The following is a 15,366-nucleotide window of genomic DNA, read 5'->3' on the forward strand; positions in this document are numbered from 1 at the left end:
AGCAATGCAAGGCGCTTTTTTCTTTGGCGTCGTGCTTCGCTCACCGCACATGGCCTCATTCTCTGAGGGCACAATGGCTCTCCACTGTCCGCCGACATGAGTCCGAGCCCGCAATTGTTCCATCGTGAACAGGCCGGTCTTTTGGGCAGTCCCTCAGAGTCCACCTGCTTTGCCATGATCAGCTTCCACAACCCATTGCACCACTTGCACGCCCCGCAGCACGAGTTCTTCAGGGGCACCCGCGTCGATTGTTTCGAAAAGCCTTTGCGGGCCGAATTTGTAGAGCTGGCGCTGCAGCAGGGCGGATACACCCTGTTGGCGCCCGATACAGACTCTGCCAGCACGCTCCACAAAGTGCACGATGCCCGCTACCTGGCTTTTTTGCAGACGGCCTGGCAGCAGTGGGTACAACTGGCGCCAGAGAATGCGCAAACCCAGCCGTTCCCGTCGGTGTGGCCTGTGCGTACCCTGCGCAGCGATGTGGAGCCCGCCAACTTCATCGCCAAACTGGGGCTGTACTCCATGGACAACGGCACCCCCATGGCCGCAGGCACCTGGGACGCCGCCAAGGCTGGCGCGGATGCAGCCGCCAGCGCTGCCATGCGAGTGGCGCAAGGTGCACCCGCGGCGTTTTGCTGCACCCGCCCCCCAGGTCACCACGCGGGCCCTGATTTCATGGGGGGATACTGCTTTTTGAACAACGCAGCGGTAGCAGCCCAAACCTTGTTGGACCAGGGGGCTAAACGGGTGGTGGTGCTGGACGTGGACTATCACCACGGCAACGGTACGCAGAGCATTTTTTATGGCCGCTCGGACGTGCTGTTCATCAGCATCCACGGTGACCCGCTCACCGAGTACCCCTTTTACCTGGGCCATGCCGATGAGCTGGGCGAAGGTGAGGGCCTGGGCTTTAACCTCAACCTTCCGTTGCCAGCAGGGTCTTCGGTAGCGGCCTGGTTTGCCGCGCTGGAGGCCGCCAGTCTGCGCATTGCGCAGTACCGCGCTGATGCCCTGGTGGTGTCCCTCGGCCTGGACACCTTTGTGGGCGACCCTATCTCGCATTTCGCTTTGACCACTGATGACTTTTTCACCATGGGGCAGCGGCTGGCAGCCCTGCACTTGCCCACGGCGCTGGTGCTTGAGGGGGGTTATGCCGCTTCAGAACTGGGGGCCAATGCGGTACAGGTGATTCGCGGCTTTGAAGCCGTTGGATCGTAAATTAGAAGTGGATGGAACAGGCGCAGGAGCAAGGAATGACGGATCAAGTGCAATGCGTTGTGGTGGGCGCTGGTGTAGTGGGCTTGGCTGTGGCCCGAGCGCTGGCGTTGCGGGGCATGGAAGTGATAGTGCTGGAGGCGGCCGATGCCATTGGCACCGGCACCAGCTCTCGCAACAGCGAAGTCATACATGCAGGCCTGTACTACCCTCCAGGCTCACTCAAGGCCCGCCTGTGTGTCGAGGGGCGCAACATGCTCTACGCCTATGCCAACGAACGGGGCATAGGCCACCATCGCTGTGGCAAGTTGCTGGTAGCCACGGCAGAGGAGCAACGCGCAGGTCTGCAAAGCATTTACGAACGGGCACAGGCCAACGGCGTCACGGACCTGCGCTGGCTTGACCGTGACCAAGCCCGAGCGATGGAGCCCGCACTGGAGTGCGTTGCGGCCTTGCATTCCCCTAGCACCGGCATCATTGACAGCCACGGGCTCATGCTGGCCCTGCAAGGCGATCTTGAAAACGCAGGCGGTCTTGTAGTGCTCAATTCGCCTCTGGCGCACGCACGCATTGCGCAAGAAGCTATTGAATTAATAGCATCTGATGGCACCCAGCTCCACGCACAGTATTTGATCAATGCCGCAGGGCTTCATGCGCCCCAGCTGGCACACGCCTTTGAAGGGTTGGACCCTGCCCACATTCCAGTGGCGCGCTTTGCCAAAGGCAGCTACTTCACACTGGCAGGCAAAGCCCCTTTCAAGCATTTGATTTACCCGGCGCCCGAGGCCGCCGGGCTGGGCGTGCACCTGACGCTGGATTTGGGCGGGCAGGCCAAGTTTGGACCTGATGTGCAATGGGTGGACTCTGCTGAAGATCTGCTGGTCGATCCACGCCGTGGCGACGCTTTTTATGCGGAGGTGCGCAAGTACTGGCCTGCCTTGCCCGATGGCGCGTTGGCTCCTGGCTACGCGGGCATGCGCCCTAAAATTCACGGCCCGCATGATCCTGCAGCCGACTTCTGCATCCAAGGGCAAGACACCCACGGCATCCCAGGGCTAGTGAATCTGTTTGGCATTGAATCCCCCGGCTTGACCAGCGCTCTGGCCATTGGCGAGCATGTGGCGAAAATGTTGGTGCAGCCCACTGCCAATTTGTAGCGCCCCACTGAGCCAGCGCAGACGTTGTAACCCTATGCGTCAGTGTCCTACAGCCCGCCGCTGCATGGCAACGCTAAGATGCACTAGCAGCCATCCCCATGGTTTCATCCTTTTTGGTTTGACTTGTTTTTGAAAGGGTTTGTATGAGTGCCTCTGAAACTTCCTCCACCCAAGGTGAACTGGAAAAATTGGTGTCTGACCTGCGCGGCCTGCTGGCCAACAAGGACCTGGATGCGGTGCCAGAGATCAAGCTGCTGCGCCAGCGCCTGGACGATGGAATCCACTCGGCCCGCGAATCGGCCATTCGTGCTGCGCAAGATGCGGCCCGCCAAGCCAAGGACGCAGCCCTGGCAGCCGACCGCTACGCCCACGACGAGCCTTGGCGTGTCGCCGGTGCGGCCCTGGCTGTGGGCGCTTTGGTGGGCTTTTTGCTTGCACGCCGCTAAGGCTGTGCTATCACCCACTGGCGCGCAGCAAGGCCACGCATGAACTGGATCTCCTTGCTAGGGCTGGACCACCTGCTGGCGCGCGTTCGCGTGGCCGCCATTGAAGGGGCCATTGCCGCGGAGGATCGCCTGGACTTGGCGCGTCTGGAATGGCAGGACCAAAAGCGCAGCCTGCTGCAACTGCTGATTTTGGCGGTGGCTGTCACCGGGCTCACGGTGGTGAGCATGGTGGTGCTCTCCATTGCCGTGGTCGTGCATTTTTGGGATACGCCGCACCGGGGCTTGGCAGGCTGGCTGGTCAGCGCTGTCTGGCTGGTGCTGTGGGTATTGGCTTTGGTTGGGCTGCTGCGCGCAGCGCGGCGGGCGGGCAATGGTTTTACCCTGACGCGGCAAGAGCTGGCCCAAGACTGGCGCGATATCAAGGAGCAGCTATGAGCCCAGCTGGTAGCCATGGACAACCGGTGCGCCCCGCTGCACCTGTCATCGTCCCCACCTTGGAGCAGCAAAAGGTGCTGTTGCGCATCTCTGCGCAACGCGAACGCATTCGGGAGCGCCGAGCCGCACGTTTTCTGGCCCAGCAGCAAACGCTGGATGCGGGTAATCCAGGCGCGGGTGACTCACTGATTCTGCAAGGGGTGGCTTTTGCCAAGCAGCACCCTGCCGCCGTGGCGGCCGTTGCTGCGGCGGCGATGGCCTTGGGGCCACGGCGCCTGGTTCGCTGGATGGGCGTCGCCTTGCCTTGGATTGTGCGATTGCGGCGTTAGTGGCGCATGGCGACGTTGCCTCAGGGCCGGTGGTTTTGTCGACTCCCGGCCCTTTTTGTTTCAGCTCACACGCATCAGCGGCGCACTGCCGCCGCTTTGACCGCTGCCGCTGCAGCGGACACCAAGCCTGGCCCCTCGTAAATCAGCCCGGTGTAGATTTGCACCACATCGGCGCCAGCCTCCATCTTGCTCACGGCGTCGCTGGCGCTCATGATGCCACCCACACCGATGATGGGAAATTGGGCGCCCAGCTCAGCCCGCAGTTGCCGGATGACCCGGTTGCTGGCCTGCAATACCGGTGCGCCGCTAAGCCCACCGGTCTCAGTGGCATGGGCCAGCCCTTGGACCGCATCGCGGCTGATGGTGGTGTTGGTGGCGATGACACCGTCCATGCCATGTCGCTTCAAGGTGGCTGCAATCACAGCCACCTGGGCTTCATCCAGGTCTGGGGCAATTTTTACGAAGATAGGAACGCGCCGCTTGCCTGCGCCCGTTGCACTGCCCGCAGGAGCGTCTTGCGCAGCCAGCCACTCGCGGCGCTCAGCGATGGCCCCTAGCAAGTTGTCCAGGGCTTCATCGCTTTGCAGTGCACGTAGGTTTTGCGTGTTGGGCGAACTGATGTTCACCGTCACATAGTCCGCATGCGGATAGACGCCATCCAGGCACGTCAGGTAATCGCTGGTGGCATTTTCGATGGGTGTCGCAGCGTTCTTGCCAATGTTCAAGCCCAGCAGCATGGGGGTGGCACCACGAGCTTGGCGAAATTGCGCTTGCTGCACATTGCGCACAAATGCGTCCAGCCCTTCGTTGTTGAAGCCCAGGCGATTGATCAGGGCCTTGGCCTGCGGCAAGCGAAACATGCGCGGTTTGGGGTTGCCCGGCTGGCCCTTGGGCGTCACGGTGCCCACTTCGACAAAACCGAACCCCATGGCGCCCAGGGCATCAATGCAGCGGGCGTTTTTGTCTAGGCCCGCAGCCATCCCCACCCGGTTGGGGAACCGCAGTCCAGCCAGCTCCACGGGGTCTTCCACCCGGCTCTGGCACCACGCCCACTGCAGTGGGGTGCGCTGCCCCTTGGCCAGAAGGTTCATGGTGAGGTCGTGGGCGGCCTCGGGGTCCATGCCGAACAGAAAGGGGCGGGTGAGAGCGTAGGGAATGAGGGACATGGGACGATAATTGAAGAATTACCTCCGATTTTCTCTCATGACGACACCTTCCTCACTGACCCAAGACGAACTCAAAGCCCTGGTGGGCCAGGCCGCTTTGCACTATGTGGTGCCCGGCGATATCGTGGGCGTGGGCACAGGCTCCACGGTCAATAAGTTCATCGATGCGCTGGCCAGCATCAAGGGCGACATCAAAGGCGCTGTTTCCAGCTCTGTGGCCAGCACCGAACGCCTGCTGGCGCTGGGCATTCCCGTGCTGGATGCCAATGAAGTGGAGTCCCTGTCGGTCTACATCGATGGCGCCGACGAAATCGACGGCCAGGGCCACATGGTCAAGGGTGGCGGCGCGGCACTGACCCGCGAGAAGATTGTTGCTGCCTTGGCCCGGCGTTTTGTCTGCATTGCCGATGAATCCAAGCGCGTCGAAGTTCTGGGCAAGTTCCCGCTGCCAGTGGAGGTGATTCCTATGGCGACACAGCACATCGCTCGCCGTTTTGCGGCCATGGGCGGTGTGGCCACCGTTCGCCAAAAAGACGGCAAGCCACTGGTGACCGACAACGGCCAGCACATTCTGGACGTGACGGGCCTGTCGATTGCCGAGCCGCTGCAGTTCGAGTCAGAAGTGAACCAATGGCCCGGGGTGGTGACCGTGGGCGTGTTCGCGCACCAGAAGGCGGCGGTGTGCTTGCTGGGTACAGCGCAGGGTGTGAAAACACTGGTTTATTGAACCAAACAAAAAAGGCGCATTCAATGAATGCGCCTTTTTTGATAGAAAGACCGCGAGCGGGTGCTCAGAACTTCAAGCCCGCCGGGTTGTTGGGGTTAGGGGCATTGGTGTCTGCAGGCGGGGCAGCGGGGCGTGCGCGGCGCCCAGTCTCGGCGGTGGCGGTATCTGATGCCGAGGCGGCTGGTGCGGCCTTCGCGGGTTGGGTCAAAGGCGTTGCCGCTGGACGCCGATAGTTGGTGGGGAGCTGCGATGTTTTGGGATAACCCGCCGCATCCAGGTACTGCGTCCACTCCGACTCAGAGAAGCCCGAAAGGTTTTGACCTCCGATTTTGGCGAAAGGCAGGCTGGAGTCGCTGCCCAGATTGGTCAGGGCCTGCAGGTCTTCGTTGGTGTTGATAGTGCGCTCGGTAAACGGAACACCACGGGACACCAGCAAGCGCCGTCCGCTGTCGCAGGGGGGGCAATTCTGGCCAGTGAAAATCGTCACAGGGAACCGTGCGGCCACTTTACCCAGCTCGTAAGGCAGGCCAGCGCCTGCACTGTCACCTCCGCCTGACGTGGTGACAACTGCCTGGCTGTTCTTGGAAGGCGTCTCTGGGGCCTTGTCAGAAAACGTGACTTTGCCATCTGGGCCAACAATACGGTACACCGTCTGGGCCTGTGCACCGACGGCAAGCAGCGCCAACATCAATGGCAAGGTCAGGGCTTTGAGCTGCATGGTGAATTTCCTCGTGGGGTACTTGGGACAACGGCGCATCATAGAGGCTGCGAGGCCTGGGCCATACCCTGGTGTCGCAGCAACGCATCAAGCTGCGGCTCTCGCCCACGGAAGGCCTTGAACGACTCCATGGCAGGGCGGCTGCCCCCGGCTTCCAAGATGGCCTTGCGGTACTTGCGCCCGGTCTCGATGCTGGGCAGGCCATCGGTCCCCATGGTTTCCTCGAACGCTGCGTAAGCGTCGGCACTGAGCACTTCTGCCCATTTGTAGCTGTAGTAACCCGCTGCGTAACCGCCCGCAAAAATATGGCTGAAGGTGTGCGCAGTGCGGCTGAATTCCGGGGGCTGCAGCACAGCCACTTCATTGCGTACCCGCGTCAGCAGGGGCATCACGTCGTTAGCTGGGTCGTGCTCGGTGTGCAGCAGCATGTCAAACAAGGCAAATTCGATTTGCCGCAGCGTCTGCATGCCGCTCTGGAAGTTCTTGGCCGCCGTCATCTTGTCAAACAACGCACGTGGCAGCGACTCGCCCGTGTCCACATGGGCGGTCATGTGCTTGAGCACGTCCCATTCCCAGCAGAAATTCTCCATGAACTGGCTGGGCAACTCCACCGCATCCCACTCCACACCGCCAATGCCGGACACATCACGCTCATTCACCTGGGTGAGCATGTGGTGCAGGCCGTGACCGAACTCGTGGAAGAGGGTGATGACATCGTCGTGCGTGAGCAACGCGGGCTTGCCGTCCACGCTATCGGCGAAATTGCACACCAGATGGGCCACAGGCGTTTGCACCACGCCCGTGTCCGGGCGCAGCCAGCGCGTGCGCACATCGTCCATCCAGGCGCCGCCACGCTTGCCGGTGCGGGCGGGCTGGTCCAGATAGAACTGGCCTACCAGTTGCGTGCCCATGCGGGCACCCTCCGGGTGCGTGCGTTCAATGCGATAAAAATCGACCGAAGGGTGCCAGACCGGCGCGCTGTCGCGCCGAATGGCCACTTCAAACAGGGTTTCGATGATTTTGAAAAGGCCTGCCAGCACTTTGGGCGCGGTGAAGTACTGTTTGACTTCCTGCTCGCTGAACGCGTAGCGCGCCTCTTTGAGCTTTTCGGCCACATAGGGCCAGTCCCACGCCTGGGGTGATTCCAGGCCCAGTTCTGTGCGGGCAAACTCGCGCAGATCGGCCACGTCTTTCTCTGCGTAGGGTCGGGCACGTTGGGCCAGGTCGCGCAAGAAGTGCGTCACTTCGGCGGGCGATTGGGCCATCTTGGGCACCACGGAGACTTCGCCAAAGTTGGCGTAACCCAGCAATTGGGCTTCTTCCTTGCGCAAGGCGAGGATCTCGCCCATCAGCGCGGTGTTGTCAAACTTGCGCGCATCCCCCTCGGCTTGGTCAGATGCCCGGGTCACGTAGGCGCGGTACATCTTTTCGCGCAGCGCAGCCTGCTCGGCAAACTGCATCACCGGCAGGTAGCAAGGCATCTTGAGGGTGAGCTTGTAGCCCTCTTTGCCCTCGGCCTGGGCAGCTGCCAGGGCGGCTTGCTGCACATCCGCGGGCACGCCTTGCAGCTCGGGCTCTGTCGCGTAGTAGGCAAACGCATCAGTGGCATCCAGGGCGTTTTCACTGAACTTCTGGCTCAGCTCCGCCTGGCGCTCCTGGATTTTGGCAAACCGTTCCTTGGCCTCCCCAACCAGCTCAGCACCGCTGAGCACAAAGTTGCGAACCGCATTTTGGTGCGCCTGGCGCTGCTCGGCATTCAGGGTGGCAGGGTCGATGGCCTTGTACTTTGCATACAGGCGCTCATCGGCACCCAGACGGGTCCAGAACTCGGTGACCTGGGGCAGGGCTGCGTTGTAGGCGGCGCGCAGCTCGGCGGTATCGGCCACGCTGTTGAGGTGGCTGACGGCCCCCCATGCAATGCCCAGTTGTTCCGTGGCCACGTCCAGCACTTTGGCAATCGCATCCCAGCGGGCTGGAAAGTCTGCGGCGGTCACTGTTTCAAGTGCGGCATTGGCGCGCTCTAGCAGGGCGTCGACCGCAGGGGCTACGTCGGCAGGTTGGATGCGATCGAACGCGGGCAGGGTGGAGAAGTCGAGGAGGGCGTTGCTCATGCGGATGTAGATAACGGCGCAGTGCGCAGGTTCAAGTTGCCAAGCTGCCGAAAGCGGCTTTTACCGAAGGTTTACCCGGCGGCGCGTTCAGCGGCCTCCAGGGTGTTGACCAGCAGCATGGTGATGGTCATGGGACCCACGCCGCCTGGCACGGGGGTGATGTGACTGGCCACGGCCTTGACGCCTTCAAAGTCCACATCGCCGCAGAGCTTGCCTTCGTCGTTGCGGTTCATGCCCACATCCAGTACCACGGCGCCGGGTTTGACCATGTCTGCCGTGAGTACGTTGCGCTTGCCCACCGCGGCCACGATCACGTCAGCCTGCAGGGTAAGTGCTTTCAAGTCAGCGGTGCGCGAATGGCAAACGGTGACGGTGGCATCCTTTTGCAGCAGCATCAGCGCCATGGGCTTACCCACGATGTTGCTGCGGCCAATCACCACGGCATGCTTGCCCTTGAGGTCGTAGCCAATGCTCTCCAGCATCTTCATGCAGCCGTAGGGGGTGCAAGGCCAAAAACCGGGCATGCCGGTCATCAGTGCCCCGGCGCTGGCAATGTGAAAGCCGTCCACATCCTTGGCGGGCGAGATGGCTTCGATCACTTTTTGGGCGTCGATATGGGCGGGCAAGGGCAACTGCACCAGGATGCCGTGGATGCTGGGGTCGTTGTTCAGTGCGTCCACGCGGGCCAGCAGCTCGGCCTCGCTCATGCCGGCGTCGTACTTTTCCAGCACCGAATGCAGGCCGCTGTCTTCACAGGCCTTGACCTTGTTGCGCACATACACCTGGCTGGCGGGGTTATCCCCCACCAGCACTACGGCCAGGCCGGGGGTGACGCCACGCGTTTTCAGGGCCGCAGCGCGTTCGGCGACTTCGGTGCGCAGTTGGCGGGAGAGTGCGTTGCCGTCGATGGGTTGAGCAGTCATTCTGATTTTCAAATAAAAACAGCCGCTAACGCTCTATAGATAAGCGCTAGCAGCTATGAAAAAAGGAGCAATCAGCCCTTGGGTGCGTTTTGCCCCAGGGCAATCTTCAGCAGGTCGGCCACGGTGTTGGCGTTGAGCTTTTCCATGATGTTGGCGCGGTGCGCTTCCACGGTCTTGATGCTGATGCCCAGGTCGTCGGCGATCTGCTTGTTCAAGCGGCCGGCCACGATGCGTTCAAGCACCTGGGCCTCGCGGCTGGTGAGCTTGGAGAGCAAGGCGTCGCGGCTGGCGGCCTGTTGAAAGCCGGCGAAGGCCTCACGGGCATGGTCGAGCATGCGCTCCACCAGGCCCAGCAGTTCTTCTTCGTTGAAAGGCTTCTGAATGAAATCCAGTGCGCCTTTCTTCATGGTGTTCACGGCCATGGGCACATCGCCGTGGCCGGTGATGAAAACGATGGGCAGGGGAGACTTGCGTTCGATCAAGCGGTCTTGCAATTCCAGGCCGGTCATGCCGCCCATGCGGATGTCCACGATCAGGCAGGCCACTTCGCGGGGGTCATAACGGGACAGGAAGGTCTCAGCCGAATCAAAGCAGCGCACCCGATAGTCCTTGCCCTCTAGCAGCCACTGCAAAGAGTCGCGGACGGCCTCATCATCATCAACAACGTATACGGTGCCTTTTTTCGGAATCAAGCTCATGCAATGGTCCTTGGAGTTTGTTCGTTTGCTACAGAGTTTGTAGTGTCATCGGCAGGCTTTGCCAGCGGCAGCCAGAAGGAGAATCGGCAGCCCGTGACCTCTGATCCATTGTAGATGTTCTGCGCCTGCATCCGCCCCTGGTGCGACTCGACGATGCTGCGGCACAGGTTCAGGCCCATGCCCATGCCTTCTTGCTTGGTGGAGAAGAAGGCTTCAAACAGGCGCTCCAGCACCTCAGGCGCCAAACCCTTGCCAGTGTCCTGTACCGAGAACTCCACCACTTCGCGCTCATCCACCTGCTTGGGTACCACGCGCAACTCCACGCTGCGGCCCGATGCCGGGCGCTCGGCATGCTGAATCGATTCGGCGCCGTTCTTCATGAGGTTCACCAGCACTTGCTCGATGAGGATGGTGTCGGCCATCACCGGGGGCAAACGGGCTGCGATGTAGTGCGTGAGGCGCACGTTGTGCCGCCGCAGTTCGATGTCGGCCAGCTCCACCGCTTCAGACACCATATGGTGCACATCGGCCAGCGTGCGATTGGGCTCGCTCTTTTTCACGAAGGCGCGGATGCGCTGAATGATTTGCCCAGCGCGCTGGGCCTGGTGGGCTGTCTTTTGCAGCGCCGTCAGCAGGGCCTCTTCGGTCAGTTGGCCGCTCTGGATGCGCGAGACCATGCCGCTGCAGTAGTTGTTGATGGCGGTGAGCGGCTGGTTCAGCTCGTGCGCCACGCTGGACGCCATCTCGCCCATGGTGATGAGACGGCTGACCGACTGCGCCCGTTCTGCCTGCCGGTCCGCCTGCTCCTCGGCAAGCCGCCGGGGCGTGATGTCGGTGGCAATCACCATCTGCGCCAGTCGGCCATCCACCCAGTTCAGGTAGCGCGAGCGCACTTCCAGCCACTTGCCCAGATCGGGCAGGTAGATCTCGGCGTTTTCTGAGCGGGCGCTGGTCAGCGGGTCGGTGGGCAGGCCCATCAGGCCATCTTCATCGTCCACGCCACTGCTGGCGCTGCTGGCCACGGGCAACACGCCTGCCTGGGCTACCAGTTGCAGATGTCCTATGGTTTGCGAGCCAAACCACTGGCGGTAGAGCTTATTGGCAAACAGCAGTTCTTGGCTGCCCAATGGCGCAACGGACACAGAGGCGTCCAGCGACTCCAACACGATGGTGAAGCGTTCGTGCGCTGCTGTGAGCTGCTGGCGCACACGGTTGGGCTCGGTGATATCGGTCATCGAGGTCATCCAGCCGGTTTGCTGCCCGTGTGCGTCGATCAAAGGCGACACATACAGGCGCGCATCAAACAGGCTGCCGTTTTTGCGTTGCACGCGCACCTGAAAACCACCACTCACGCTGCGGCCACTGATTTCATCGCGCAGCTTGGCGTGCAGCGCTTCATGGTCCTCTTTGGGCCAATAGGGGTAGGGCGGTAGCAGACCCACCAGCTCGGCCTCGCTCCAGCCCGTCATCTGGCACAGGGCCGCGTTCACATAAGTGATACGGCCTTCCATGTCCAAGGCGCGCATGCCGGTCAGGATGGAGTTCTCCATCGCTCGGCGGAAATTGGTCTCGGCCACCAGCGCCTGCTGGGCCTGCAAGCGGCGGCGGGTATGGCGCCAGGTGGCAATCAGCATCCACGCCGTCATGGCGCTGAGGGTGCCCACCAACCAGAAGAGCCCGCTGCCCACCACCCCAAGTGACGTGCGGTAGGCCTGCGCACGCAGCACCAGCCCGTTGCCGACGGGCGATACGGGCACTTCGTATTCGTTGGCCTTGGGCGTCCAGGGCAGCAAGTGGCTGGCCGGATTGCGTGCGGGCAGCGGAGTGCCCGCCAACACCTGGCTGCGGCCATCGAGCAGGGTCACAGCGTAGCGCGCCAGCACCTCGGTGGGTGTGCCATAGCGCAGCAGGCTGTCAATCGAATACTCGCCCAGCACCACGCCAGCGAATTTGCCCTGGTTATTCAATGGCACCTGCAATTGCAGCAGGGGCGACACATCGCCCTTGGCCACTGCGGGCTGTGCATACACAGGCTGCTGCAGGTCGCGCGCCAGGCCATAGGTATCGGCTGTGTCCCCCGGCTTGAGCACTTCGCCCGCCACCCGAAGTTGCGGGCTCGACAGGGTGGGCGCGGCATGGCTGGCACGGATCTTCCGGCGCTCGTCAATCCAGGTAATGGCCTGAAGCTCGGGGTACTGGCTGATGAGGGCCTCGGCACGGTTCACGAATTCCGCACGCTCCAGCTCCTGATTGGACAGGTCGCGCGCAATGCGCATGAGCTGCTCTTGCCGCTCCAGCAGCCGCAGGCGCACCCGCTGCTGGGCATATTCCACGTCGCGGCGCAAGGCTTCTTGTTCGCGCTCCGCCTCCTCGGCCCTCAAATACCAGAACGCGGCCACGATGGCCGCCAAGAACATCATCACCGCCGCCAAGGGCGCCAGGGCGGCAAACCGGTCTTGCCGCGTGGGCGAAAGGCTGCGCCACCATTTGCGCCACCAGCGCGCCGGCGCGGCAATGGCAGAGGGGGCTGCGATGGGCTCTGAACTTGTATCCATGGCCGAAGTGTAGAGGACGGGCGTGCACTTTTCAGTAGCTGAAATTATGTGCGCCTGCAGCATTTTTTCGCAATGCGAAAAGCAAAAGCACGATTTGAAATGATGAAAAAATGTGCGAAACTACGCCCGATTTTTGCCCGCTGCACTTCACAGGAGACAAAGCATGTCAGCTCAGCCCGACCCACAGGCCGGCCTCGGTATCGGCACCGACGCAGACCAGCAGGAAACCCGCGAATGGATGGACGCCTTGTCCGCCGTGATCGAAAAAGAGGGGCCAGAACGTGCTCACTCCCTGCTTGAACAACTGCTGGAACACGCCCGCCAGAGCAGCATTGACATGCCGTTCTCTGCCAACACCGGCTACGTCAACACCATCGAGCCCGACAAAGAGGCCCATTGCCCTGGCAACATCGCCATTGAAAAGCGCTTGCGTGCCTACATGCGCTGGAACGCCATGGCCATGGTGGTGCGGGCCAACCGCCTGAACCCCGCGGACGGTGGCGACCTGGGCGGTCACATCGGCTCCTTTGCCTCGGTGGCCAGCATGTTTGGTGCGGGCTTCAACCACTTCTGGCATGCCGCCAGTGAAGACCACGGCGGTGACCTGCTGTACATCCAGGGCCACAGCTCCCCCGGCATCTACGCCCGCGCGTACCTGGAAGGTCGCCTGAGCGAAGAGCAGCTCGATAGCTTCCGCCAGGAAGTGGACGGCAAGGGCCTGTCCAGCTACCCGCATCCCAAGCTGATGCCTGAGTTCTGGCAGTTCCCCACGGTGTCGATGGGGCTGGGCCCATTGATGGCCATCTACCAAGCCCGCTTCCTCAAGTACCTGCACGCCCGTGGCATCGCCAACACCGAAAACCGCAAGGTCTGGGTGTTCTGCGGCGACGGCGAAATGGACGAGCCCGAATCCCTGGGCGCCATCGGCCTGGCCGCGCGTGAAAACCTCGACAACCTGGTCTTCGTCATCAACTGCAACCTGCAGCGCTTGGACGGCCCGGTGCGCGGCAACGGCAAGATCGTGCAAGAACTCGAAGGCGAATTCCGCGGCGCGGGCTGGAACGTCATCAAGCTGCTGTGGGGCAACGGCTGGGACACCTTGCTGGCCCGCGACAAGACCGGCAAGCTCAAGCAGCTGATGATGGAAACCCTGGACGGCGACTACCAGGCCATGAAGGCCAACGACGGTGCCTTCGTGCGCAAGAACTTCTTTGGCAAGTACCCAGAGACTGCCAAGCTCGTCGAGCACATGACCGACGAAGAGATCTTCGAGTTGCGCCGTGGTGGCCATGAGCCCGCCAAGGTGTACGCCGCCTTCCACGCTGCCAACTCGCACAAGAACCAGCCTACCGTGCTGCTGGTCAAGACCGTCAAGGGCTACGGCATGGGCAAGGCCGGTGAAGGCAAGAACACCGTGCACCAGACCAAGAAGCTGTCGGACGAAGACATCAAGTACATCCGCGACCGCTTCGCCATCCCGATTCCAGACAGCCAGCTGGGTGACATCCCCTACTACAAGCCTGCCGACGACACGCCCGAGATGCGCTACCTGCACGAGCGTCGCAAGGCCCTGGGCGGCTACCTACCCAAGCGCTTGCCCAAGGCCGAAGAGCACTTCACCGTGCCATCGCTGGACACCTTCAAGGCCGTGCTCGAACCCACCGCCGAAGGCCGTGAAATCTCCACCACCCAGGCCTACGTGCGTTTCCTGACGCAACTGCTGCGTGACCAGGCCCTGGGCCCACGCGTCGTGCCCATTTTGGTGGACGAAGCCCGCACGTTTGGTATGGAAGGTCTGTTCCGCCAGATCGGTATCTACAACCCCAAGGGCCAGCTGTACACCCCGGTGGACCGCGACCAGGTCATGTACTACCGCGAAGACAAGGCCGGTCAGATCCTGCAAGAAGGCATCAACGAAGCGGGCGGCATGGCCAGCTGGATCGCTGCCGCCACCAGCTACAGCACGAACAACCGGATCATGATCCCGTTCTACGTGTACTACTCGATGTTCGGCTTCCAGCGCATTGGCGACTTGGCCTGGGCAGCGGGCGACATGCAGGCACGTGGCTTCTTGCTGGGCGGTACCTCGGGCCGCACCACGCTCAACGGCGAAGGCCTGCAGCACGAAGACGGTCACAGCCACATCCTGGCCAACACCATCCCCAACTGCGTGAGCTACGACCCGACCTTCGCCCACGAAGTCGGCGTGATCATGCACCACGGCCTCAAGCGCATGGTCGAGCGCCAGGAAAACGTCTTCTACTATCTGACGCTGCTCAACGAAAACTACCCCATGCCCGGCCTGCAGCCTGGCACTGAAGAGCAGATCATCAAGGGCATGTACCTGTGCAAGCCCGGTGCCGACGGCGCCAAGCGCGTGCAGCTGCTGGGCTCGGGCACCATCCTGCGCGAGTCGCTGGAAGCGCAAACCCTGCTGGCCGCCGACTGGGGCGTGCAAGCCGACGTGTGGAGCTGCCCAAGCTTCAACGAACTGACCCGCGAAGGCCAGGACGCTGACCGCTGGAACCTGCTGCACCCGCTGGAAACCCCACGCGTGCCATTCGTCACGCAGCAACTGGGCAGCCGCAGCGGCCCCATGGTGGCGTCCACCGACTACATGAAGGCCTACGCCGAGCAGATTCGCCCCTTCGTCCCCAAGGGCCGCACCTACCGCGTGCTGGGCACCGACGGCTTTGGCCGCAGCGACTTCCGCAGCAAGCTGCGCGAGCACTTCGAGGTGAACCGCCACTACATCGTGGTTGCCGCCCTGAAGGCGCTGGCCGACGACGGCGTGATGCCCCTGGCCAAGGTGGCCGAAGCGATTGCCAAGTACGGCATCAACGCTGACAAGATCAACCCGCTGTACGCGTAACCCCTACCGGAGAC

13 protein-coding genes are annotated in these 15,366 nt (G+C 62.1%); 7 read left to right on the plus strand and 6 right to left on the minus strand.

The genetic code is table 11. From position 1 onward, the window contains the following. The first annotated feature begins 174 nt into the window (after positions 1-174). The 5 genes from C8C98_RS18590 (at position 175) to C8C98_RS18610 (ending at position 3,582) form a co-directional block, all read left to right on the plus strand. Positions 175-1,218, plus strand: coding sequence for a histone deacetylase family protein (locus C8C98_RS18590; RefSeq protein WP_121455481.1), 1,044 nt, complete (start codon positions 175-177; stop codon positions 1,216-1,218). 35 nt (positions 1,219-1,253) lie between these two features. Next, positions 1,254-2,372: an NAD(P)/FAD-dependent oxidoreductase gene (locus C8C98_RS18595; RefSeq protein ID WP_121456380.1), complete on the plus strand. Its 1,119-nt coding sequence runs from the start codon at positions 1,254-1,256 to the stop codon at positions 2,370-2,372. Between the two features lie 143 nt (positions 2,373-2,515). Continuing rightward, positions 2,516-2,818, plus strand: a complete 303-nt coding sequence (locus C8C98_RS18600) for a DUF883 family protein (RefSeq protein WP_099655417.1) — start codon at positions 2,516-2,518, stop codon at positions 2,816-2,818. A 39-nt stretch (positions 2,819-2,857) separates the two neighbouring features. Next, positions 2,858-3,253, plus strand: coding sequence for a phage holin family protein (locus tag C8C98_RS18605; protein ID WP_121455482.1), 396 nt, complete (start codon positions 2,858-2,860; stop codon positions 3,251-3,253). After that, complete coding sequence (locus C8C98_RS18610; RefSeq protein WP_121455483.1) at positions 3,250-3,582, plus strand: hypothetical protein; 333 nt, start codon at positions 3,250-3,252, stop codon at positions 3,580-3,582. The genes C8C98_RS18605 and C8C98_RS18610 overlap by 4 nt, the downstream gene beginning before the upstream one ends. Positions 3,583-3,656: 74 nt before the next feature. Here C8C98_RS18610 and C8C98_RS18615 read toward each other — a convergent pair whose 3' ends face one another. Further along, positions 3,657-4,748, minus strand: coding sequence for a quinone-dependent dihydroorotate dehydrogenase (locus C8C98_RS18615; RefSeq protein WP_121455484.1), 1,092 nt, complete (start codon positions 4,746-4,748; stop codon positions 3,657-3,659). Between the two features lie 37 nt (positions 4,749-4,785). Here C8C98_RS18615 and rpiA point away from each other — a divergent pair, with 37 nt between their 5' ends. After that, positions 4,786-5,475 carry a ribose-5-phosphate isomerase RpiA gene (rpiA, locus tag C8C98_RS18620; RefSeq protein ID WP_121455485.1) on the plus strand — a complete coding sequence of 230 codons (690 nt, stop codon included), beginning with the start codon at positions 4,786-4,788 and terminating at the stop codon, positions 5,473-5,475. Positions 5,476-5,539: 64 nt separating this feature from the next. Here rpiA and C8C98_RS18625 read toward each other — a convergent pair whose 3' ends face one another. From C8C98_RS18625 to C8C98_RS18645, 5 genes are all read right to left on the minus strand, one after another. Beyond that, complete coding sequence (locus tag C8C98_RS18625) at positions 5,540-6,193, minus strand: glutaredoxin family protein (RefSeq protein ID WP_121455486.1); 654 nt, start codon at positions 6,191-6,193, stop codon at positions 5,540-5,542. Between the two features lie 38 nt (positions 6,194-6,231). Continuing rightward, on the minus strand, positions 6,232-8,304 hold the full coding sequence (locus tag C8C98_RS18630) for a M3 family metallopeptidase (protein WP_121455487.1): 2,073 nt from the start codon (positions 8,302-8,304) through the stop codon (positions 6,232-6,234). Between the two features lie 71 nt (positions 8,305-8,375). After that, positions 8,376-9,227, minus strand: a complete 852-nt coding sequence (gene folD / locus C8C98_RS18635; protein ID WP_121455488.1) for a bifunctional methylenetetrahydrofolate dehydrogenase/methenyltetrahydrofolate cyclohydrolase FolD — start codon at positions 9,225-9,227, stop codon at positions 8,376-8,378. 71 nt (positions 9,228-9,298) lie between these two features. Continuing rightward, entirely contained in the window at positions 9,299-9,925 is a 627-nt protein-coding gene (locus tag C8C98_RS18640; protein ID WP_099655425.1) for a response regulator transcription factor, read from the minus strand. Then, positions 9,922-12,480 (minus strand): PAS domain S-box protein, encoded by a 2,559-nt coding sequence (locus tag C8C98_RS18645; RefSeq protein ID WP_121456381.1) that lies wholly within the window; start codon positions 12,478-12,480, stop codon positions 9,922-9,924. Before C8C98_RS18645 ends, C8C98_RS18640 begins: the two co-directional genes overlap by 4 nt. Before the next feature lie 163 nt (positions 12,481-12,643). Here C8C98_RS18645 and aceE point away from each other — a divergent pair, with 163 nt between their 5' ends. Next, positions 12,644-15,352, plus strand: a complete 2,709-nt coding sequence (gene aceE / locus C8C98_RS18650; RefSeq protein ID WP_121455489.1) for a pyruvate dehydrogenase (acetyl-transferring), homodimeric type — start codon at positions 12,644-12,646, stop codon at positions 15,350-15,352. Positions 15,353-15,366: the final 14 nt, after the last annotated feature.

The organism is Acidovorax sp. 106, from assembly GCF_003663825.1.
Taxonomy (GTDB): domain Bacteria; phylum Pseudomonadota; class Gammaproteobacteria; order Burkholderiales; family Burkholderiaceae_C; genus Acidovorax.

What these genes read in the sequence shown, in the direction of transcription:
- C8C98_RS18590 (WP_121455481.1), top strand. Translation starts at nt 175, where the DNA reads ATGATCAGCTTCCACAACCCATTGCACCACTTGCACGCCCCGCAGCAC.
- C8C98_RS18595 (WP_121456380.1), top strand. Translation starts at nt 1,254, where the DNA reads ATGACGGATCAAGTGCAATGCGTTGTGGTGGGCGCTGGTGTAGTGGGC.
- C8C98_RS18600 (WP_099655417.1), top strand. Translation starts at nt 2,516, where the DNA reads ATGAGTGCCTCTGAAACTTCCTCCACCCAAGGTGAACTGGAAAAATTG.
- C8C98_RS18605 (WP_121455482.1), top strand. Translation starts at nt 2,858, where the DNA reads ATGAACTGGATCTCCTTGCTAGGGCTGGACCACCTGCTGGCGCGCGTT.
- C8C98_RS18610 (WP_121455483.1), top strand. Translation starts at nt 3,250, where the DNA reads ATGAGCCCAGCTGGTAGCCATGGACAACCGGTGCGCCCCGCTGCACCT.
- C8C98_RS18615 (WP_121455484.1), bottom strand. Translation starts at nt 4,748, where the DNA reads ATGTCCCTCATTCCCTACGCTCTCACCCGCCCCTTTCTGTTCGGCATG.
- rpiA (WP_121455485.1), top strand. Translation starts at nt 4,786, where the DNA reads ATGACGACACCTTCCTCACTGACCCAAGACGAACTCAAAGCCCTGGTG.
- C8C98_RS18625 (WP_121455486.1), bottom strand. Translation starts at nt 6,193, where the DNA reads ATGCAGCTCAAAGCCCTGACCTTGCCATTGATGTTGGCGCTGCTTGCC.
- C8C98_RS18630 (WP_121455487.1), bottom strand. Translation starts at nt 8,304, where the DNA reads ATGAGCAACGCCCTCCTCGACTTCTCCACCCTGCCCGCGTTCGATCGC.
- folD (WP_121455488.1), bottom strand. Translation starts at nt 9,227, where the DNA reads ATGACTGCTCAACCCATCGACGGCAACGCACTCTCCCGCCAACTGCGC.
- C8C98_RS18640 (WP_099655425.1), bottom strand. Translation starts at nt 9,925, where the DNA reads ATGAGCTTGATTCCGAAAAAAGGCACCGTATACGTTGTTGATGATGAT.
- C8C98_RS18645 (WP_121456381.1), bottom strand. Translation starts at nt 12,480, where the DNA reads ATGGATACAAGTTCAGAGCCCATCGCAGCCCCCTCTGCCATTGCCGCG.
- aceE (WP_121455489.1), top strand. Translation starts at nt 12,644, where the DNA reads ATGTCAGCTCAGCCCGACCCACAGGCCGGCCTCGGTATCGGCACCGAC.